The organism is aff. Roholtiella sp. LEGE 12411 (assembly GCF_015206995.1).
Classification (GTDB): domain Bacteria; phylum Cyanobacteriota; class Cyanobacteriia; order Cyanobacteriales; family Nostocaceae; genus Komarekiella.
The window spans coordinates 28,155-47,231 of sequence record NZ_JADEXR010000005.1 but is presented as its reverse complement, the minus strand read 5'-3'; the positions used below and the strand labels follow the sequence as shown (position 1 = coordinate 47,231).

Annotated in this window: 21 protein-coding genes; 9 read left to right on the top strand and 12 right to left on the bottom strand. The window is 41.2% G+C overall.

All coding sequences use genetic code 11. From position 1 onward, the window contains the following. Positions 1-426, top strand: a complete 426-nt coding sequence (locus tag IQ246_RS02385; protein ID WP_193999767.1) for an anti-sigma regulatory factor — start codon at positions 1-3, stop codon at positions 424-426. Positions 427-664: 238 nt separating this feature from the next. Here IQ246_RS02385 and IQ246_RS02380 read toward each other — a convergent pair whose 3' ends face one another. Further along, the gene (locus IQ246_RS02380; protein WP_193999765.1) at positions 665-1,096 is read right to left on the bottom strand and encodes a nuclear transport factor 2 family protein; all 432 of its coding nucleotides are present in this window, start codon (positions 1,094-1,096) and stop codon (positions 665-667) included. Positions 1,097-1,386: 290 nt separating this feature from the next. Between IQ246_RS02380 and queG the strand changes: the two genes are divergently transcribed. Further along, complete coding sequence (gene queG, locus IQ246_RS02375; RefSeq protein WP_193999763.1) at positions 1,387-2,385, top strand: tRNA epoxyqueuosine(34) reductase QueG; 999 nt, start codon at positions 1,387-1,389, stop codon at positions 2,383-2,385. Continuing rightward, on the top strand, positions 2,360-2,995 hold the full coding sequence (locus tag IQ246_RS02370) for an HAD-IA family hydrolase (protein ID WP_193999761.1): 636 nt from the start codon (positions 2,360-2,362) through the stop codon (positions 2,993-2,995). Before queG ends, IQ246_RS02370 begins: the two co-directional genes overlap by 26 nt. Before the next feature lie 141 nt (positions 2,996-3,136). Here the strand turns inward: IQ246_RS02370 and IQ246_RS02365 are convergent, their stop codons facing one another. Further along, complete coding sequence (locus IQ246_RS02365; RefSeq protein WP_193999759.1) at positions 3,137-3,511, bottom strand: hypothetical protein; 375 nt, start codon at positions 3,509-3,511, stop codon at positions 3,137-3,139. Between the two features lie 223 nt (positions 3,512-3,734). On the opposite strand from IQ246_RS02365, the gene IQ246_RS02360 reads away from it, so the two are divergent. Beyond that, positions 3,735-4,265, top strand: a complete 531-nt coding sequence (locus IQ246_RS02360) for an orange carotenoid protein N-terminal domain-containing protein (RefSeq protein ID WP_193999757.1) — start codon at positions 3,735-3,737, stop codon at positions 4,263-4,265. 111 nt (positions 4,266-4,376) lie between these two features. Here IQ246_RS02360 and IQ246_RS02355 read toward each other — a convergent pair whose 3' ends face one another. Then, positions 4,377-5,141, bottom strand: coding sequence for an ABC transporter ATP-binding protein (locus IQ246_RS02355; protein WP_193999755.1), 765 nt, complete (start codon positions 5,139-5,141; stop codon positions 4,377-4,379). A gap of 98 nt (positions 5,142-5,239) precedes the next feature. Continuing rightward, a complete protein-coding gene (locus tag IQ246_RS02350; RefSeq protein ID WP_208491971.1) occupies positions 5,240-5,419 on the bottom strand; it encodes a hypothetical protein in 180 nt (59 codons plus the stop codon). 171 nt (positions 5,420-5,590) lie between these two features. On the opposite strand from IQ246_RS02350, the gene IQ246_RS02345 reads away from it, so the two are divergent. Further along, the gene (locus IQ246_RS02345; protein WP_193999754.1) at positions 5,591-5,986 is read left to right on the top strand and encodes a hypothetical protein; all 396 of its coding nucleotides are present in this window, start codon (positions 5,591-5,593) and stop codon (positions 5,984-5,986) included. On the opposite strand, the gene IQ246_RS02340 is transcribed toward IQ246_RS02345, so the two are convergent. Beyond that, the gene (locus IQ246_RS02340; RefSeq protein WP_193999752.1) at positions 5,973-9,332 is read right to left on the bottom strand and encodes a CHAT domain-containing protein; all 3,360 of its coding nucleotides are present in this window, start codon (positions 9,330-9,332) and stop codon (positions 5,973-5,975) included. The two genes, IQ246_RS02345 and IQ246_RS02340, sit on opposite strands and share 14 nt — an antisense overlap. A gap of 62 nt (positions 9,333-9,394) precedes the next feature. Further along, positions 9,395-9,565: a hypothetical protein gene (locus tag IQ246_RS02335; RefSeq protein WP_193999750.1), complete on the bottom strand. Its 171-nt coding sequence runs from the start codon at positions 9,563-9,565 to the stop codon at positions 9,395-9,397. A 9-nt stretch (positions 9,566-9,574) separates the two neighbouring features. On the opposite strand from IQ246_RS02335, the gene IQ246_RS02330 reads away from it, so the two are divergent. Then, positions 9,575-10,453, top strand: coding sequence for a DUF4351 domain-containing protein (locus tag IQ246_RS02330; protein WP_193999748.1), 879 nt, complete (start codon positions 9,575-9,577; stop codon positions 10,451-10,453). A gap of 18 nt (positions 10,454-10,471) precedes the next feature. On the opposite strand, the gene IQ246_RS02325 is transcribed toward IQ246_RS02330, so the two are convergent. Both IQ246_RS02325 and IQ246_RS02320 read right to left on the bottom strand, forming a co-directional pair. Continuing rightward, positions 10,472-11,689, bottom strand: coding sequence for an ABC transporter permease (locus IQ246_RS02325; RefSeq protein ID WP_193999746.1), 1,218 nt, complete (start codon positions 11,687-11,689; stop codon positions 10,472-10,474). Next, positions 11,690-13,162 (bottom strand): efflux RND transporter periplasmic adaptor subunit, encoded by a 1,473-nt coding sequence (locus IQ246_RS02320; protein WP_193999744.1) that lies wholly within the window; start codon positions 13,160-13,162, stop codon positions 11,690-11,692. It abuts the gene before it with no gap. Positions 13,163-13,320: 158 nt separating this feature from the next. Here IQ246_RS02320 and IQ246_RS02315 point away from each other — a divergent pair, with 158 nt between their 5' ends. After that, a complete protein-coding gene (locus tag IQ246_RS02315) occupies positions 13,321-13,470 on the top strand; it encodes a hypothetical protein (RefSeq protein ID WP_193999742.1) in 150 nt (49 codons plus the stop codon). A gap of 3 nt (positions 13,471-13,473) precedes the next feature. Here the strand turns inward: IQ246_RS02315 and IQ246_RS02310 are convergent, their stop codons facing one another. From IQ246_RS02310 to IQ246_RS02295, 4 genes are all read right to left on the bottom strand, one after another. After that, positions 13,474-14,013 (bottom strand): L,D-transpeptidase, encoded by a 540-nt coding sequence (locus IQ246_RS02310; RefSeq protein ID WP_193999740.1) that lies wholly within the window; start codon positions 14,011-14,013, stop codon positions 13,474-13,476. A 503-nt stretch (positions 14,014-14,516) separates the two neighbouring features. Further along, the gene (locus IQ246_RS02305) at positions 14,517-15,029 is read right to left on the bottom strand and encodes a L,D-transpeptidase (protein WP_193999738.1); all 513 of its coding nucleotides are present in this window, start codon (positions 15,027-15,029) and stop codon (positions 14,517-14,519) included. 107 nt (positions 15,030-15,136) lie between these two features. Beyond that, the gene (locus IQ246_RS02300) at positions 15,137-15,769 is read right to left on the bottom strand and encodes a bifunctional 4-hydroxy-2-oxoglutarate aldolase/2-dehydro-3-deoxy-phosphogluconate aldolase (RefSeq protein ID WP_193999736.1); all 633 of its coding nucleotides are present in this window, start codon (positions 15,767-15,769) and stop codon (positions 15,137-15,139) included. Between the two features lie 91 nt (positions 15,770-15,860). Then, the gene (locus tag IQ246_RS02295) at positions 15,861-16,115 is read right to left on the bottom strand and encodes a hypothetical protein (RefSeq protein ID WP_193999734.1); all 255 of its coding nucleotides are present in this window, start codon (positions 16,113-16,115) and stop codon (positions 15,861-15,863) included. Positions 16,116-16,256: 141 nt separating this feature from the next. Between IQ246_RS02295 and IQ246_RS02290 the strand changes: the two genes are divergently transcribed. Further along, positions 16,257-16,721: a GNAT family N-acetyltransferase gene (locus IQ246_RS02290; protein WP_193999732.1), complete on the top strand. Its 465-nt coding sequence runs from the start codon at positions 16,257-16,259 to the stop codon at positions 16,719-16,721. 380 nt (positions 16,722-17,101) lie between these two features. After that, complete coding sequence (locus IQ246_RS02285; protein ID WP_193999730.1) at positions 17,102-19,006, top strand: transketolase; 1,905 nt, start codon at positions 17,102-17,104, stop codon at positions 19,004-19,006. The last annotated feature ends 71 nt before the right edge of the window (positions 19,007-19,077 follow it).

Genomic DNA, 19,077 nt, shown 5'->3' with positions numbered 1-19,077 from the left:
ATGAAAAGTGAGCTTCATGTACCAAGTGACTTGAATTTTCTTAACATCGTCGAAAACTGGTTGCTAGGATGCTTGAAAGTCCAGCTAGGGGAGTCCGTAGATTGGTCACGACAATCAAGTCGTTTGCGACTAGCTTTGGTGGAAGCCTATTCCAATGCAGTACGTCATGCCCACAAAGACAAGCCAAATGTGCCAGTTTTACTGCGTTTGGAACTGAAAAACCGGGATCTTGCTATAGAAATTTGGGACTACGGCGACGGCTTTGATATGTCCACCTATTATCCGCCGAACCCTTTAGAAAAACAAGAGGGTGGTTATGGCTGGTTGATTATGAATCGTCTCATGGATAAGGTAGAGTACCAATTGAAAGTTAATGGTGCTAACTGTCTCAAGTTAGAAGCCACTCTACCAGAACTAGTCAAATAAGCTTGACTAAATAGAGACTGTATGAAAATTATTTTGTTTATCATAAATTAAGTATATTTCCTGTTTCAGGACTGACGCGCGTAAGTACCTGGCTGAACAGACAATTTTTTGAATGAACCAGGTTTACGTAATACCATCTTGAAAAAAGAATGCGACAGTAGAGACGTTGCATTTCAATGTCTCTACTCAGAGATTTGTTGCAATCATGAATTGAATTGGTATAACTGCTAAATTCTTGCTACTTTTCAGGACGCAAGGAAAGTAGCTCTTGGGGGGAGGCTAAAAGTTTGATTCTGGTATAAATAATTTGGCGTTGTTGGTTAAGGATAAATAACCACAATACGTTCACGCCGCACCAGGAAGTTTGTGCTTTTCCTGTAACCTGAACTTGGATTTGCTGATTTTCCAAACTGTCGATTATTCCTTTGCGGGGGAGCGCTTTAATGTTTTGGGCTTCTTGCTTCAGGTAGGTTGCGATCGCATCTGGCCCAACAATGTCAGACTCAAATGGTGGATGCATTACACCATCCTCAGCAAACAAGGCCGCTGTTACATCAAATTCTCCTGCGTTCAAAGTTTCAAAATAACGCAGTATGCTTAGTTCTGTAATTCCCTCAATTTGGAAGTTTTCTTGCGGCTGTGTTGAGGGTATAAATTTAGCAGCTGTCATGAAATTACCTGGATTACGCTAGCTAAGTATTAATTTCAATCCAAAATTAGGCAAAAAGAAAGCTGCTGTTGAAATAGATTGCTATATATAGCAGGGAATAGGGAATGGGGAATAGGGAATAGGCTTGAAAGTCTCTGACTTTTCGCCGTCTTGAAAAGTGATTAGCTTCTGTCCTAAACTATCTGGCGACAGCTATAAATCTATAGTGATTAACAAATTTTAAATATTTTAAATAAAGGTATTGACTACATAATGTATAATTACTATGCCTCTGATTGGGCAAAATTCAGATGAATCATTGTTCGGTAACAAACAGCAGTGTGGTGAAAGAAAAAGCCAAAGGCTTGGGATTTCACAAAGTTGGCATTGCTGCTGTAAATAAGGTAGATACCACAGAAGCACAGAGGTTACAAACATGGATAGAACTGGGTTATCACGCCGATATGGAATGGATGACTAACCCAAAGCGTCAAGATATCCGCTTAGTGATGCCAGAAGTGCGATCGCTTGTATGTGTTGCTTTAAATTACTACACACCACATGAACGTCCCGTTCGCCTAGCATCTGCGTCAGGAGAAAGTGAGGAGTACGCCAAAATTTCCCGTTATGGCTGGGGAAGAGACTATCATAAGGTGATGCACAAAAAACTCAAGCAGCTAGTCATCTGGCTAAAATCACTTGATGAAGGCGTTCGAGCTAGCTACTATGCTGACACAGGCCCTGTGCAAGATAAAGTGTGGGCACAACAAGCCGGAATTGGTTGGATTGCCAAAAATGGTAATGTGATTACACGGGAGTATGGCTCTTGGGTATTTTTGGGCGAAGTGTTGACAAATCTGGAACTAGAGAGCGATCGCCCATCAACTGAACACTGCGGTAGCTGTACTCGTTGCATTGAGGCTTGTCCTACAGATGCAATTACTCAGCCTTTTGTAGTCGATGCTAATCGTTGTATTGCTTATCATACGATTGAAAATCGGGCGGATAAACTGCCAGAGACTGTCACACCACATTTGCAAGGCTGGGTTGCTGGTTGCGATATCTGTCAAGATGTTTGTCCTTGGAATCAGCGCTTTTCCCACACAACTGACATCGCAGAATTTCAGCCTTATCCTGAAAATCTTGCTCCCAAACTGCTAGACTTAGCCCAAATCTCAGAGGAGGAGTGGGATAAGCAATTTCCGGCATCTGCCTTGCGGCGGATTAAACCAGAAATGCTAAGACGAAATGCCCTAGCTAATCTTGACGCATCTAAGCGAAAGAATGACCCAGAAAGTAATTATTTTTGATTTTGATGGCACAATCGCCGATACAGTAGATGCTCTTGTAAGTATTGCTAATCGTTTAGCTGTGGACTTTGGTTATAAACAAATTACTCCAGAGCAATTAGGTTTCCTTAAAAATTTAACATCAAGGGAAATTATTAAGTACTCAGGAGTTTCTTTGTTTAAAATACCTTTTTTAGTTAAAAAGGTGAAAGCAGAATTAAAAAACAAAATCCCGGAATTAAAACCTATTCCTGGAATTCAAGAAGCTTTAATAGAACTCCAAACTGAAGGATATAAGCTGGGAATTATTACTTCTAATTCTCAGGAAAATGTTATTCAATTTCTCACTATTAATAATTTAGATCATCTATTTGACTTTATATACTCTGGGATTACAATTTTTGGGAAAACAACAATAATTAATAATGTACTAAGGCAAAAACAACTCAAGCCTGAAGAAGTTATTTATGTTGGAGATGAAACCAGAGATATTGAAGCGTCAAAAAAAGCAAACATTAAGGTGATTGCAGTGACTTGGGGATTTAATTCTCTAAAAGTCCTAGCCAACCAAAATCCAAATTTTTTGATCCGCCAACCTAGTGAACTTATAGAAGTAATCAAAAGTTGTTAAATGCTCAAAAAAATAGCTGTCACAAACATTTTTAAACTACCTTCATCCTGAAAAAGGAGGCTAACACAACAAAGCCTGTTCTGAACTTAAGAACAGGCTAAATATTTTTTGAAATAATTTATTTCGTGTCCAATATAGACATTAATTTTTTCGCTCACCTTTTTCCAATGCTTTTTGCACTAAATCATCGGTGACGTTACTTACACCTTCAGTTTGAGAACCTCCAAGTTCTTTAGCTGCTTCTAAAAAATCGTCAGGATTACCTGTTTGCTGTGTTATGGTCTTGGTTTCTTCTACTGTAGAAACATTATATTTAGGTGCAGTTACTGCTTCAGCGGCTGCTGCACCTTCGCCTGTGCGGTCAATTTCACTAACGCTGAATTGTTGTGCAACTGCATAATCAGCGTCAAAATCAACAGTTGGCGCTTTCTCTTCACCACTAGCTATGCTATCAGCAGCTAATTGTGCGTCATGGGTAGGGGCTTCATTAACATTTGGTTTTATTTCATCAGGCATAACTAACACCTTGGTAATTAAGTAACATTTTAATTGTTGGGGCAATTGTACCAAGGTTATTCGTTAGTTACTTGCTCCCTGGGGAGATATTTTTACCTCTATTAAAAGGTAGATCAAGAAAGGAATATTTATTTAATAAAACTCTTTCTTTTGGAAGTAGAATTTGTTTCTCAAACTTTGGTAAGCCTTAGTTTGGCCTATTAAATGACCTTGGAGACAAATTATGGCTGCAAGTTACGATAAAACTATTTCTCAAGCTCAGAGCAATGAAACTCAAAGCGCAGTAGATGCTTTTAATAGATTAGATACTGATGCTAAATTAGGCTGGCTGTATTTAGTTTATAAAAAAATGGGTAACTCGATTACTCCTGCTGCTCCCGCTGCTGCTGAACCAGAATTAGCACCAATTCTGCTAGGAGACTATTTGAAATTGTCAGATGAGCAGCAACTAGAAATTATGCGAGATATAGTAAACCGCAAGGATACAGAGTACTCTCGTGCCTATGGTGCGATCAAAGAAAACAACCAGCTGTTAGTTTGGTATGCTTGGGCAGTAGCGATGGGGGATACAGTAGTTGGAATGCCGAACAACTACGAGCCAATTAAAGCAATTAATGATTTGCTTTCCCAAGTTGAAGGACTAGATTTTGAAGAACAAATGTCGGTGCTGCGGACAATTGTTGGAGAAATGGGCTACACCGATGTCAAGCCGATTGAGACGCAAGCCCAAACTGGTAAAACATCAAGTCTGTAATTAATTCAAATCTGCATTAATAACACATACCTGAAGATATTAAAGTGGTAGAAGCACGGCAGCGGCAATCTTTTGGTTCATCAGCTAATTTAACTTATGCCGTGCCCTTACTTATGACACAGCAAGGTGATTTAAATCGCCTGGAGTCAGGTTGGAGTGTATCACTTTACCATCACGAAACCAAACAATGCGCCGGGTTTGACGGGCAACATCTGGCTCATGAGTTACCATGACAACTGTGATTCCGCTGGTATTTAGTTCGCTAAAAATATCCAATACTTCTTGGGTTGTACGCGAATCAAGTGCGCCAGTGGGTTCATCAGCTAAAAGTACAACAGGACGGTTGACAATGGCACGTGCGATCGCTACTCTTTGCTGTTGTCCACCTGAAAGTTGAGTTGGTTTGTTGTTGAGGCGATTTGCTAAACCTACTCGTGTCAGTGCTTCCACAGAGCGATCGCGTCTTTCGCTAGGGTTCACATTAGCATACACCATCGGCAGCATCACATTTTCTAGGGCTGACAGTTGGGGCAATAAATGGAATTGTTGGAATACAAACCCTAACTTTTTGTTACGGATGTGTGCTAAGGCTCCATCCTTCATTTGCGCCACATCCAGGTTATCTAAGTAATAATGTCCTGAAGTCGGGCGATCCAGACAGCCGATAATATTCATAGCTGTGGATTTCCCAGAACCAGATGGCCCCATAATTGCACAATATTCGCCCTGTTCTATAACCAGATTTACATCATTGAGCGCTTTTACTTCGGTTTCACCACTGCCATAAACCTTAAAAATATTTTCTAGACGAATGATTTCTGATTTATGGGCTGGATTAGAAAAATCGGAGTCGGTAATTGATAGAGTTTTTGTCATAAAAATTTGGTTGTTATTTATTAGTTATTAATTCTTTCTTTCTTTCTTTCTTGTCTTCCTTGTCCTTGTAACTTATTTAATACTCTAGCCCATACCTTTTATACACCTCTAATGGTGGAATAGTGTCTTCCTTCTAGTCGGTTGTGCCGTATTTCTAATAAACTTTGCTTGAACGACTCTTTAACTTTGTTTCCCTCATCAGGATCACTGAAGTATTCATCTACTATGTTACGGATCAAGTTTTGTAACTGTTCTGTCATCATGTCTTTTCTTTGCATAGTCTCTCCGAGCAAGTAAATATACACATAATTATACCAATTAGGAAAAAATTAGGAACCTACTTTAGAGGAGGTTTGATAATTAGCCAATCTAATAGGTAAATTACTAAGATTGCACTCATACCTACATTATGGTAAGTTTGGAAAACGGTGAATATCATTTTAAAAAATATGACTACTGACTCTATTATCCTTACTTCAGAAGAAATTGCCGAATATCGTGATAAATTTGCAGGATTAGATGATGCTCTCTATGCAGTTAAAATCATAGAAGCATCTGATGGAGATTTAGCTAAAGCTGTAAATTTACTTGCTCCTAAATATAATATTTATATTACTAAATCACACCCGATTTTAGATGAGTTAGCGCAAAAGTTCCGTCATATTATTTGTGATGAAACATTTATTGATGATTTAATGACTGGACTATTAACTGTTGCTGTCGGTAGTTTAACGGCTACAGGTCAAATTCCACAAGCTATTGCTACACCTGTTGTTATTTATTTAACTAAAAAAGGTGTCAAAACATGGTGTAATTCTAATTCATCTAATTCTAATAACCAATAGCTGTAAAAGCTGCCCAATAAAAAGGATTAGCAAAGGGTTGTGCATTAGATTTAAGTTTAGTTTTTGCCCCTTCAATAAATAATTCTTTAAGAATGTCATTTTGTCCTTGAAACATAACATCAATATAGGGCTGAATTTGCTGTAAAAGCTGTTCTCCTTGTTCACTGGTAAGGTTTCTTAACCAAATTAGAGCTTTATTTAAAGCAACTGCTATATCTCCCTGTTTTAATTCTGGGTAGTTTTGCAAGTTTTCATAGAATTTAATAAATAAAAATGCTGTGGAAACATCATCAACTGTCCAAAGACTACTGACTACACTTGAACTTCCTGCATAAAGAAATCCACTAGGTAAGCCAATATATTCATCGCTGATATTGTCAAAGTCGATCATACCAGTTTCACATGCAGAAAGAATAACGAGACGGCATTGATCGAGATTAAAATCTTTATTGAATAAATCACTCAAAGTTAAGCATTTATTGAGATCAAGTTTTTTATTAACAATTGCACCATTTAAAAGTAGACAAGAATTAGCAGGGGTGTTCGGACTAAAAAAACCGTGACACGAAAAATGAAGACAATTTACTTCTGCTAGATTTGCTATTTTTGCATCTAAAGCATTCCTATCAGCATCTTTTCCACGCAATACTGTCGTTTTTGCAATCGGAAAATAATGCTGAATACTTTCTATTTCTACGTCTGCATAAAAAAGGTCTTCTGTGGGGTTTTGAATAGCAAAGAAAGATTGAAAGTCAGGACGTTGACGCAGTTGCACTTGTTGCAGGAGTTGACAACTAGGTGCATAGCCTACGCCGTTGGGGAATAAGTCAATTAGGTATGATTCCTTGACAGATAAAGCATGGAGAGGAAACAGGTGCAAAAAGCGGTGGGGAATTAAGATTAATCTGTTGTATTCTTTGGATAATGGGGTTAATATTTCCTCAAAATGCAGAATTTCTGCTAATTTTCTTAGCCGTTCATCTAGCTGATTCTGCCATTGAATTTTAGATTGGTCTTGCTGGTTGTAGTAGTCACTTAGATATTTATTTATCCAATTAATTAAGGCATTAAAGTCTTCTGGTTGTGATTGCCAAAAGGTTAATTCTTGCCCATTAGGTTGGATAATAAAAGTGAGAACTCTATCTGTAGTGATGTACCATTCTATAATTGCAGTGCCTTTCTCTAAAGTTTTTTGGAATTGCTCAAATTTAAAGCTAGAACCAACAGGTAGATAGCTGTCTTGTAATTCTTGGCGGTGCTGTCGCAATTGTTGAAGATGTTGGGCTAAGTCTGTTGGATTTTCGGCTTTGCCATTTTGGAGTTGATACTGACTACTAACTATTTCGTCTCGAAGTTTTTCTAGTTGAGTGACAACTCCTGGAGGGAAAATAGTTCTGCTGTCACGGTTGAGAATAAGTTCTACTAAATTGCGGTTTTTGCTGCGTTCAATATATTCTATGGCTTCAGTGTCTCTGCCCAATTCTAGGCAAACTTCCACCATAAGTCTATAAAGCTGATTCCATTCTTCTGCTTGTTTACGTTTGGCTTCTTCGCCAGAAACAATGTCACTCCGCAAACCTTCGACAGTAGCAATGGCAGAGATAAAGGTATTATAGGCTGAGTTAAATTGTTTTTCACCTTGGTATAAAATGCCGAGATTTAACAAAGTTTCTGCATGATCTTGGGGAAAGGTATTGCGGGTTTTAATTTCGAGTGCGGCAGTATAAGCAGCGATCGCCTTTTCCAGATTCTCGGCTCGTTCTCCTAATATTCTGTTACGGTAAGCAATCCCCAGATTATTTTGCGTAACTGCCCAATCGACAGGAAAAGCATTGCGTGTTCTAACTTCGAGTGCGGCAGTATAAGCAGCGATCGCCTTTTCCAGATTCTCGGCTCGTTCTCCTAGTATTCTGTTACGGTAAGCTTCCCCCAAATTATTTTGCGTACCTGCCCAATTTTGAGGAAAAGTACTACGTGTGTAAACTTCGAGTGCGCCAGTATAAGCAGCGATCGCCTTTTCCAAATTTTCGGCTCGTTCTCCTAATATTCTGTTACGGTAAGCTTCCCCCAAATTATTTTGCGTACCTGCCCAATCTTGGGGATAGGCTTTGCGGGTTCTGACTTCAAGGGCAGTAGTATAAGCAGCGATCGCCATTTCCAAATTCTCGGCTTGCTCTCCCAATATTCTGACAGAGTAAGCATACCCAAGATTATGTTGCGTATCTGCCCAATCTTTGGGAAAAGTACTGCGGGTGTATACTTCAAGTATGGCAGTATAAGTAGCAATCGCCATTTCAATATTCTCGGCTCGCTCTCCTAGTATTCTGACAGAGTAAGCAGCCCCTAGATTATTTTGTGTATCTGCCCATTGTTGAGGAAAGGCGCTGCGGGTTCTAACTTCAAGGGCGGTAGTATAAGCAGCGATCGCCTTTTCAATATTCTTGGCTTGCTCTCCTTGTATTCTGTCACTGTAAGCAATCCCCAGATTATTTTGCGTACTTGCCCAATATTGGGGAGAGGCACTGTGGCTGTATACTTCAAGTGCGGCGGTATAAGCAGCAATTGCCATTTCAATATTCTCGGCTCGCTCTCCTATTATTCTGTCACCGTAAGCAAGCCCCAGATTATTTTGCGTATCTGCCCAATCTTGGGGAAAGCCTTTGCGGGTTCTGACTTCAAGGGCGGTAGTATAAGCAGCGATCGCCTTTTCAATATTCTCGGCTCGCTCTCCTAGTATTCTGTGACGGTAAGCAGCCCCCAGATCATTTTGTAATGCTGCCCATTTTTGGGGAAAAGTGCTGCGGGTGCAAACATTTAGGGCAATTTCGTAGCCAGCGATCGCAATTTCTATGTTGCTGGCTTTACTACCCAAAGGGAACTGCTTAATTAAATTACTCAATACAACAATTACTGCGACAATGTATATTGCTGTATCGTGTTCCATGTTTGCTAGGGTATTTATTGCCCAACGGCGCAATAATTCCGCAAAAATATGATCTAGTTTATCGGTATTTGCCGCCAGTAATGGGTAAATTACTTGAGCATCACCGTTGCTTTCTGCTGTTGCTTGCAGTATTTCTTGTAAAAATTGCCCGTTAGTTTCTATATCTTCTGGGCTGATGGGGGTAATTTCCAGCGTGAGTTGTGTTGCTAGGTTTCTCAACCAGTTTGCAGTATTTTCTTCTCCCTGCTCTGCAAAATGCTCTGCTACTACTGCTAAAACCTTTAAAAAACCAGCATCAAGCAATTCTGTATTAGCCGCTAATATCTCCGGTTCTTCACCATTAGGGCAATCTAGCAGGCTTTTGATCAGCTGGCAATAAACCTGTAGGCGCTGTTCGTTCATAGTCAGGTGCAAGTATCATGTAACACCTTTTTTATTATGGCTTGTTGCCGATTAGCGCAATGTTAGTGACCAATGTTGTAATATTTGTCCTTAATGTTGTAATGTTGATGACCAACGTTGTAATGTTTGTCTTTAATGTCGTAATGTTGGTCACGACAAAATAAACTTGCTGCATCTACGCCTGTCGTCAGCATCGCTTCAGTAGTAAAGTAGTATAATACACTACTAATCACACATCGCCCTTGAGTTACGATAACACCTGCAAATACCTAGCCGAAAACTACCCAGCCGATTTTGCCAGATGGTTACTCTCAATTAACACCTCAGATATCCAAGTGCTCAAAACCGAACTCAACCTCGAACCTATTCGCGCTGATTCGGTGACGTTCCTGCAAATCGCCAATCAAATCTTGCATTTAGAGTTTCAAACTACACCCAAATCCAAAACCCCACTTGATTTTCGGATGCTGGATTACTACACCAGATTAAAGCGAGAATACTGGTGTGATATTGAGCAGGTGTTGATTTTCTTACAACCCACCTCCTCAGAAATTGTTTTTAATACTCAGTATGTAGACAAGAAAACCAGACACTCGTATCGAGTGATTCGTTTATGGGAAGAAGATCCCACACCACTGCTAGCTAACCCTGCACTCTTACCACTAGCGACATTGACTCAAACCAACTCACCCCAAGCTTTACTAGAGCAAGTCGCTGCTAGTGTGGATATGATTGAGGAAACAGACGAGCGACAGAATATATCAGCTTGCGTACAGGTTTTAGCTGGTTTGCGGTTTGACAAAAATTTGATTAAACAGCTGTTTAGAGAGGAAATTATGCAAGAGTCTGTAATTTACCAAGACATTCTGCAAAAGGGATTGCAACAGGGGTTGCAACAAGGAGAAGAACGAGGAAAGAAACAGGAGGCACTACAACTGATTCTGCGTCAGTTAACACGTCGGTTTGGTGCAATTGAGGCGGATATAGAACAGCAGATTCGGACATTATCTATTACTCAACTAGAAGAGTTAGCTGAGGCGCTGTTGGATTTCTCCAATCAAAGTGATTTAGTGAATTACTTAGGAAATATTTCTTTACCTCAATCTAATCAGGAAGATTAATTTTTGCCATCTCCATCACTAAGCGCTTCTCAAAGCCACGATGGGGTCGAGTTTAGCCGCGCGACGTGCGGGAACAACGCCAAAGAATAAACCAATACCACCAGAGACACCAACAGCCATTGCGATCGCCACGGGAGAAAGGCTCGCTTCTAAAGGAGTCAAGGCTCCCACTAATAGAATGCCACTGATACCAACCGCCGTCCCAACTACGCCACCAATTGCTGAAACAATCACAGCTTCAATCATGAACTGTAGCAAAATATCTTGCTCAGTTGCTCCGATCGCTTTGCGTAGTCCGATTTCTTGGGTACGTTCGGTGACAGAGACAAGCATAATATTCATGATGCCAATACCGCCGACAAACAGAGATATCCCGGCGATCGCAGCTAGCATAATTGTTAATGCACCTGTGATTTGACCGACAGTTTGCAAAGCATCCTTTTGAGTATTGATGGTGAAATCATCTTCTCCAATAATTTTATGTCGCAGACGGAGCAAATTAGTAATTTGAAACTCTGCTGCATCGACACTATCTGCATTCTTCGCCGAGGCGATAATGTATGTTAACTCTAGTCCATAAGGTGAAGTTCGCCCGACAATTCGGTTTGCGACTGTGACAACGGGCATTAATACCGCATCATCATAATTAACACCGAGGTTTGAGCCTTTGGCTGTTAACACCCCAATGATTTGAAAGCTGGCGTTTTTAACCCGTAACTGCTGGCCTATGGGGCTGCTACTACCAAAAAGTCTTTCTGCTAACTTCGTACCTAGCACAACAACTTGATTGCTGCGCTTCATATCTACTTCAGAAAAAAATCGTCCTTTGTCAATTTCAAAGTTCCGCACCGTCAAAAAGCTGGGAGTTGTACCAATGATATTGACATCAGTATTTTTGTTGCGGTATGTGACCACCTGCCTACTGTTCAATTCCGCAGTTACTGCTGCTATAGTTGGCACTTGAATAGCGATCGCTTCAGCATCTTCCAACACCAGCGTTTTTGGTAAATCTCTTGAGACGCGCTGAGTTTCTCGATTACCTGGAATCACAAACAACAGGTTTGGCCCCAACGACTCCAGCTGATTGGAAACGTACTTTTGTCCTCCTTCGCCAATGCCAATCATGGCAATCACTGAGGCATTACCAATGACAATACCCAGCATTGTCAGGGCGCTACGCAACTTGTTCGACAGCAGGGTTTTTCCCGCCATTTGGACACTTTCTAGGAAGTTCATTTATTTATTATTCTGTTGTTTCGCCTTTTCAATTTTGTAGTCTTTGGGTGGGTTGATAAAAACGCGATCGCCCGCCTGCACTCCTTCTAAAATCTGAGTTTGGTCTTGGATCTGCGCCCCAATTGTAACTTCGCGGAACTGGGGTTTGTTGTTCTGATCTGGTATCAGTACGCCAGTTTTGCCCTTTTCGGTGACAATCGTCACGGTTGGTAATACTAAGGCATTGTTGACGCGATCGCCTAAAAAGGTCAAATCGACATTTAACCCAGAACGCAGTTTATCTATGCCAGTATCGAGGGCAACCCGCACCTGAAATGATGTCACACCTTGTTCAACTACAGCTTCCGGAGCAATCAGGCGCACGTTACCTTTAAAGACTTGATCGGGATAAGCATCGGCGACAATTTTCACTTGCTGTCCCTGTTTAATTCTGCCAATATCTGCTTCTGGGACTTGAGCTAACACTTCTAAACCACGTGCTACGGCGACAATTGAACTGGAAGTTGCTGATGCACTGGTAGAAGCAGAAGTTGTAGGTGTCACGAATGAGCCAACGTTGGCATACTTTTGGGTAACAATCCCAGAAAAGGGAGCGCGAATAATTGTATCTTCTAATTGCACTTGTACACCTTTCAACTGAGCCTCAGCAGATGCAACAGCTGCTTTGCGCTGAAGAATTTCTTCAGGACGAGTCCCATCTTCCAGCAGTACTAAGGCTGCTCGTGCTTCAGTAACGGCTGCTTGGCGTTGGTCGATTTCCTCTTGACGAGTACCACTTTGCACTAGTGATAGTCGTTTTTGTGCTTCTTCTAAAGCGGCTGTAGCACTTTTGTCTTCGCTGATAGCTTGATCCAGTAATTGTTTTTTCTCCGCTCCCTGTTGATACAGGTATTGGTAACGCTTTACCTGCTCACTTGTGTAATTCACCTTTGCTTGAGCCGAATCCACTTGGGCTTGAGCTTGAGAAATTTCTTGGGGTCGATTACCCGCACGGGCTGCGGCTAGCTGGGCTTGGGCTTGGGCTAATCGCGCCTCAGCTTGAGCGATTTCTTGAGGACGACTACCAGCCACGGCTTGGGCTAACTGTGCTTGGCTTTGCGTTAAGTTTGCACGGTACTGGCGGATTTGAGCATCAATATTTGCGCTATCCATTCGGGCGAGAATTTGCCCTTGCTGAATGCGATCGCCTTGTTCCACATATAATTGCCCTAGCACTCCAGGGTTTTTTGGGCTAATGTTCACACTTTCAACTGGCACTACCTTACCACTGGTAGTAATCTGCAAAGTGACGTTTTTCGCTTCTACAGGCAAAGTTAGTTGTGTAATATCCTGTTTGCTTGTCCCTCGGTTGACCAAGTTGTAGGCGGTAGTTGTGCCAACAACAACCAAAGAACCCGCCGCTATCAGCCCAATTAGCCAGCGTAGTGGATGCTTAACTTTGCCAATAACAGGAATTTCTATATGCGTAATCATAAATATCAACTTGAATACTCCTTTGCTTGATTAGCCTTCTTTAAGAGGGCAAGGTGCAAGATTTAGAGTTAAAAAATTTTTGAGCTGCTAGGAACTAGAGGAGTAGGTAAATTAATACTTACTTAACCTAACTTCATCATAGCCGTTAAGAATTTTATATGCCTTCATCTGGATGGGTGACTTTATACCAAGTTTTCATTGCTTGTCCTTGTGAACAAACAGAAAAATCTCACCAGATACTTTCCTACGGAAGTGACATCTGCCACATTGACTACGGTAGAGACGTTGCAATTCAACGTCTCTACTAGTTTCTACCTACGCACCACTACTAAAGTCCCCATTTTTGTCCAGTTGTATAGCCTCCGAGCTTGCTTGACTGGTAAATTCACGCAACCGTGGCTGACTGGAGTCCCAAAACGATTATGCCAGTAAGCACCGTGAATGGCATAGCCCCTATAAAAATACATTGTGTAAGGGACATCAGGAATGTTGTACCCTCTACCTCGCATCCGATGAGTACGGTACTTGGAATTGATGCGAAATCTACCTATGGGTGTGGGAGTCGAGCGCTTACCTCCGGAAATTCGGTATGAATAAACAAGTTTTTTACCCTCCCATGCACGTAACCGTTGCTCTGACAAGTCAATTTCAATCCAGCGAGGTTGGGATATTTGCCTAATGTCAGATGCTATGATGCTGTTTTCGTTTACTGACTCGGCTCTGGCTATAGCAGAATTGGGATCACCCGTTAACGGTGGCGAACAGGAGAACAACGTCGCCGCCATCAGCGCCACGCTTGTACAAAAAGCCCTTGAGCCACGAATTCCGCCACTGCGAATCCAGCTTTGCATTATGCATCACCTTCTAAACTACGCAAAAATCATGAAGTAATTTTCTGGAACGCTACAAATTCCAGAGCTACTTCTAAGTTACTATGAAGGATTTACGCAACTTATCCGCAGAGTACAAAAAGACAGGAGGAATGGCTTTTCGGCATTTTCCCCTTGTCCTTTATCTTTTTTATTGATTTAGTTACACCCGTCCATTGAGGTATGTAACTCTGTTGTATTCAGCTCGATTTTGGCGTTATTGGTATTTTTGAACAGTTGTAAATATCAGCAAATGCAAACTTTCCCTAAACTAATATTTGCATTTGTAATTTCACACATGAATGTCAGGATTTACGCTTATTTCTGTGGGGCAAATGGGATTAATGCTCCTTTCTATATTCTATTTCAAGTTTAATATCGAGATCCCGGAGTTTTACAGCGGAAAATCTCACTTTTAATTGCTCAATTGTCTTGATTTGTAGTTATTTATGATTTTGCTAAAACTGACTTTTAGCTATACTTAACTACTTCTGGATAACTACTGGTGTCCCTAACGATGCCCACTTGAATAGCCATTGAGCATGTTTAGGTGCAAGATTTACGCAACCGTGGCTGACTGGAGTGCCAAATCTTTTATGCCAGTAAGCACCATGAATACCGTAATTTCCTTCGTAAAACATTGCATGAGGAACGTTGGAAACGTCGTAGTTCCTACCCTGCATACGGGTAGACCTCAACTTGGATTGAATCTTAAAAGTCCCAATCCGTGTGGGAGTGGATTTTTTACCAGAAGAAATCTTGGCCCCATAAACAACTTTGTTACCTTCCCAAGCTATTAACCGCTGCTTTGAAAGACTAATTTGAATCCAGCGCTGATCAGATTGTTGTAATGTCTGGACTTGTTGTGCAATCATCTGATTTTTGGAATTTGCCCAAACTTCGCCTGAACTAGTACTAACAACACTCAAGGAAAGCGCTGTACTGGCGAGGAGTATTTTTAAGCGACGCGCCCAGTGATCATAATTTATGGTTTTCATAGTAAATACACTCAAATAATGGAGCCTTGGGAAAGTTGTCAGGTTTCACCTTTATTTTCATGTCTATTGCTGCAATAGACATGTGTTTTCAGTGATTGCATCATAATCTAATTTAACTGTTGTATCAGGTTTTTTGCCTGAGTTGCGATCGCTTCCCAATTTCCATCTGTGACAAGCTTTTTGGGAAATAATTCACCACTTAAACCTACGGCGATCGCTCCTGCTTGTAAAAATTCTTTGGCATTTTCTAGAGTAACGCCGCCAGTAGGAATTAAGGGAATCTGACCCAACGGGCCTTGTAAACTTTTAATATATTTAGCTCCTCCCATCGCTTGCACGGGAAACACTTTCACACAACTAGCACCCTCAGTCCAAGCGGTAACAATTTCTGTAGGTGTCAGTGCTCCTGGGATAATGGGTACATCTTTTTCTACAGCTACTTGAATCATTGCCGGATCAACATGGGGTGTGAAGAGGAATTGTGCCCCAGATGCGATCGCTTCTTGTAGCTGCTGCACATTAAACAGCGTACCAGTGCCAATAATACAGGCTGGTAATTCTGAACGCAATTGATTGATTAATTCCGCTGCGCGATCGCTATTCCAGGTAATCTCAATTAGCTGCATTCCGCCAGATGCTACAGCCATTGCCATTTGCTGTCCCAACTTCATTTTGGGGGCGCGGATAACTGCTATCGCTCTGTGTTGTTGCAACTGTGATAACCAAAGTTGATTAGGCATTTTGACTCTGACTGGAGATTGGGTATCGCGGTTAGGGAACTCTTGACTGGAGGCGCAGTGTCTTTGGTGATCTTTCAGCAAACTTCTACCATTAAACAGTCAGAAAGAACACAATCAGCATGATGCTGAGGACAAAAGCAAACAACAGCGCATATTCAAATCGGCGACTAAAAAACCCTACAACGGCGACCAAGCTTAGCAAAAGAATTGTAATGCCGATATACTGTTCACGTTGCCAGCCTTTAGCAATTAGTGAATCTTTGGGAGTTATACCGGGAGAGGGAATTTCTTGAACTGTGCTTGGTGTGCGCTTTGGCACTGAGAATTCTTCAGTTGGTAAAGCCATAAAAACCTCGCCTTAAGTGTGGAAACTAAAACTGACGTAGGACTATCAGCATATACCCGGCTGACGATGAGAAGCTCTGAACTCACTTGCGATCGCTGATAATATTTTTCATATAGTTCTTGATCATCAATCACCTTTATCATGCATTTGCGAATATCTAAAATAGACGATACTGAAGAAATTATCAAATTATTTTATGATACCGTTCATGAAGTTAATATTCACGATTATACAAAAGCACAAGTAGATGCTTGGGCACCAAAAAATACAGATACCGAAGTTTGGATTAAGCGTTTAGGAGATAAGTTTACTTATGTGGCAGAGGAGGATAATAAAATTATTGGTTTTGGGCAATTAGAAGCGACTGGTCATATTGACTGCTTTTATTGCCATAAAGATTTTCAAAGGCAAGGAATTGGCACACAAATTTTAGAACAGATTGAATCAAAGGCAAGGGCTTTAGAGATTAAAAAGCTATTTACAGAAGCCAGTATTACAGCTAAACCTTTCTTTGAAAGCAAAAATTTTATGGTTGTTAGAAAGCAAGAGGTAGAACATAATGGTCAAAAATTCATCAATTTCGTTATGGAAAAACTTATTTCTTAATTTCTAAATTTGCATTTAATCAATTTTATTGGCGTTTTTTGTAATCAACTCAAGACTAAGTAGAAAATTCCAGGTGAAATTAATTACAGTTAGTATTAATCAATACATCCATCTAAAATAATAAAATCGGTTGTAATTTTTGTCTGCCTTGAGAGAGAAACAACGATTATTCCATTAGAAAGAAGCTATTCTTCTTCCTACTATCTAAAGTTAACCAAAGAAGAAAGAAAAAATACTCTGACCAAAATTGCTCATACTCATATTTTTATCTCTTTTTACGCTTCATAACTTATTCGGTTTTTAACCTAGTTCTCAATCCCCAGTTTCCTTCACTATTACTTGTTGATAAATTCCCTGTATTTTCATTCAGGAAAACAACTATGACCACACAGGAGCAACTGCACCAATGGCATGAGCTGGCACAACAATTGCGTGTAGATAGTATTCGCGCTACAACTATTGCTGGTTCGGGTCATCCTACCTCGTCAATGTCCTCTGCGGATCTGATAGCGGTTTTAATATCCAAGTATCTGCGCTACGACTTTGACAATCCACATTACCCCAATAACGATCGCTTCATCCTTTCAAAAGGACACGCTGCACCGCTACTTTATGCTATGTACAAAGCTGCGGGGGTAATCACCGATGAGGAATTGCTGTCGCTGCGGAAATTGGGGAGCCGCTTGGAAGGTCATCCCACACCAGTTTTACCTTGGGTTGATGTAGCGACTGGCTCTTTGGGACAAGGATTGCCTATTGGTGTAGGAGTGGCTCTAGCAGGTAAATATTTAGATCAACTCCCGTACCATGTGTGGGTACTACTAGGTGATAGTGAAACAGCTGAAGGATCAGTATGGGAAGCTTTTGATCATGCCGCACACTACACCCTAGACAATCTGATTGCCATTATCGATGTCAATCGGCTAGGTCAGCGTGGTCAGACTGAACTGGGTTGGAACACACAAGCCTACGCTAATCGTGCTAGAGTCTTTGGCTGGCAAGCGATTGAGATTGATGGTAACAACTTGATGGAGATTGATCAAGCATTTAGCGCAGCTTTGAGCGTCAACGATCGCCCCACAGTAATTATTGCACGGACGAAAAAAGGCAAAGGTGTGTCTATTTTAGAGGATTTAGGTGGTTGGCATGGCAAAGTGCTGAAACCAGAACAGGAAAAAAAGGCGATCGCCGAGTTAGGTGGTGAACGCCAGATGACAATCCAAGTAGATAAACCTGAAGAACAAAGCCAACCTGCTGCAATCGTTAATCCTGAACCACTGCAACTTCCCACTTATGAGAAAGGTGCAAAGACAGCAACACGTCGCGCTTATGGTGATGCTCTTAAAGCTTTGGGAGCCGCTCAACCTGATGTAGTTGCTCTTGATGCGGAGGTGAGCAATTCTACTTATGTTGAAGATTTTGCCGAGGCCTTTCCTGAGCGCTACTTTGAGATGTACATTGCTGAACAACAACTAGTAGCAGCTGCGGTAGGTTTGCAAGTGCGACAATACAAACCTTTTGCTTCCACCTTCGCCGCCTTTTTGAGTAGAGCCTACGACTTTATAAGGATGGCTGCGATTTCACGCGCCAACATCAAATTAGTTGGTTCTCATGCTGGGGTGTCGATTGGTCAGGATGGCCCTTCCCAGATGGCATTGGAGGATTTAGCTGCCTTCCGGGCAGTATGGGGTAGTACTGTACTCTATCCTAGTGATGCTAATCAGACTGCTAAACTAGTAGCTCAAATGAGCGATCGCGATGGGGTTGTCTATCTCCGCACCACACGGGAAAGTACACCAGTTATTTATAGTGCTGATGAAGAATTTCCCATTGGTGGTAGCAAGGTAGTTTATGGTTCGCAGAAAGATCAAGCCACTGTGATTGCTGCTGGTATTACACTACATGAAGCGCTTAAGGCTGGCGATCGCCTGAAAAATGAAGGTATCACCATACGCGTCATTGATGCTTATTCTGTCAAACCCATTGATGTGCAGACACTTCATCAAGCTGCACGCGAGACAAATGGTAATTTAGTAGTCGTTGAAGACCACTGGAGTGAAGGCGGATTAGGTGCTGCTGTGCTTGATGCCTTTGCTGGTAATAATAATACTCTCACTTACAATGGCCCCCAACTGCGATTAATTAAACTAGCAGTTTGTGATCTGCCAGGTTCCGGCACACCAGAAGAATTGCTTCATGCTGCCAAAATTGACGCCGATGCTATTGTTGACGCGGTGAAATTGCAAGTTGCACAGCCTATAGGAGCATCAATAAGTTCATATTAACTATAGAACTAATATTTGATTTGGAAAAAATTCAGTACACCTTTATTACTTCTTCCTCATACCGATTCCCT

What these genes read in the sequence shown, in the direction of transcription:
- IQ246_RS02345 (WP_193999754.1), top strand. Translation starts at nt 5,591, where the DNA reads ATGACTACTGACTCTATTATCCTTACTTCAGAAGAAATTGCCGAATAT.
- IQ246_RS02370 (WP_193999761.1), top strand. Translation starts at nt 2,360, where the DNA reads ATGACCCAGAAAGTAATTATTTTTGATTTTGATGGCACAATCGCCGAT.
- IQ246_RS02340 (WP_193999752.1), bottom strand. Translation starts at nt 9,332, where the DNA reads ATGAACGAACAGCGCCTACAGGTTTATTGCCAGCTGATCAAAAGCCTG.
- IQ246_RS02350 (WP_208491971.1), bottom strand. Translation starts at nt 5,419, where the DNA reads ATGCAAAGAAAAGACATGATGACAGAACAGTTACAAAACTTGATCCGT.
- IQ246_RS02385 (WP_193999767.1), top strand. Translation starts at nt 1, where the DNA reads ATGAAAAGTGAGCTTCATGTACCAAGTGACTTGAATTTTCTTAACATC.
- IQ246_RS02290 (WP_193999732.1), top strand. Translation starts at nt 16,257, where the DNA reads ATGCATTTGCGAATATCTAAAATAGACGATACTGAAGAAATTATCAAA.
- IQ246_RS02300 (WP_193999736.1), bottom strand. Translation starts at nt 15,769, where the DNA reads ATGCCTAATCAACTTTGGTTATCACAGTTGCAACAACACAGAGCGATA.
- IQ246_RS02320 (WP_193999744.1), bottom strand. Translation starts at nt 13,162, where the DNA reads ATGATTACGCATATAGAAATTCCTGTTATTGGCAAAGTTAAGCATCCA.
- IQ246_RS02310 (WP_193999740.1), bottom strand. Translation starts at nt 14,013, where the DNA reads ATGCAAAGCTGGATTCGCAGTGGCGGAATTCGTGGCTCAAGGGCTTTT.
- IQ246_RS02355 (WP_193999755.1), bottom strand. Translation starts at nt 5,141, where the DNA reads ATGACAAAAACTCTATCAATTACCGACTCCGATTTTTCTAATCCAGCC.
- queG (WP_193999763.1), top strand. Translation starts at nt 1,387, where the DNA reads ATGAATCATTGTTCGGTAACAAACAGCAGTGTGGTGAAAGAAAAAGCC.
- IQ246_RS02295 (WP_193999734.1), bottom strand. Translation starts at nt 16,115, where the DNA reads ATGGCTTTACCAACTGAAGAATTCTCAGTGCCAAAGCGCACACCAAGC.
- IQ246_RS02285 (WP_193999730.1), top strand. Translation starts at nt 17,102, where the DNA reads ATGACCACACAGGAGCAACTGCACCAATGGCATGAGCTGGCACAACAA.
- IQ246_RS02360 (WP_193999757.1), top strand. Translation starts at nt 3,735, where the DNA reads ATGGCTGCAAGTTACGATAAAACTATTTCTCAAGCTCAGAGCAATGAA.
- IQ246_RS02315 (WP_193999742.1), top strand. Translation starts at nt 13,321, where the DNA reads ATGCCTTCATCTGGATGGGTGACTTTATACCAAGTTTTCATTGCTTGT.
- IQ246_RS02305 (WP_193999738.1), bottom strand. Translation starts at nt 15,029, where the DNA reads ATGAAAACCATAAATTATGATCACTGGGCGCGTCGCTTAAAAATACTC.
- IQ246_RS02325 (WP_193999746.1), bottom strand. Translation starts at nt 11,689, where the DNA reads ATGAACTTCCTAGAAAGTGTCCAAATGGCGGGAAAAACCCTGCTGTCG.
- IQ246_RS02380 (WP_193999765.1), bottom strand. Translation starts at nt 1,096, where the DNA reads ATGACAGCTGCTAAATTTATACCCTCAACACAGCCGCAAGAAAACTTC.
- IQ246_RS02365 (WP_193999759.1), bottom strand. Translation starts at nt 3,511, where the DNA reads ATGCCTGATGAAATAAAACCAAATGTTAATGAAGCCCCTACCCATGAC.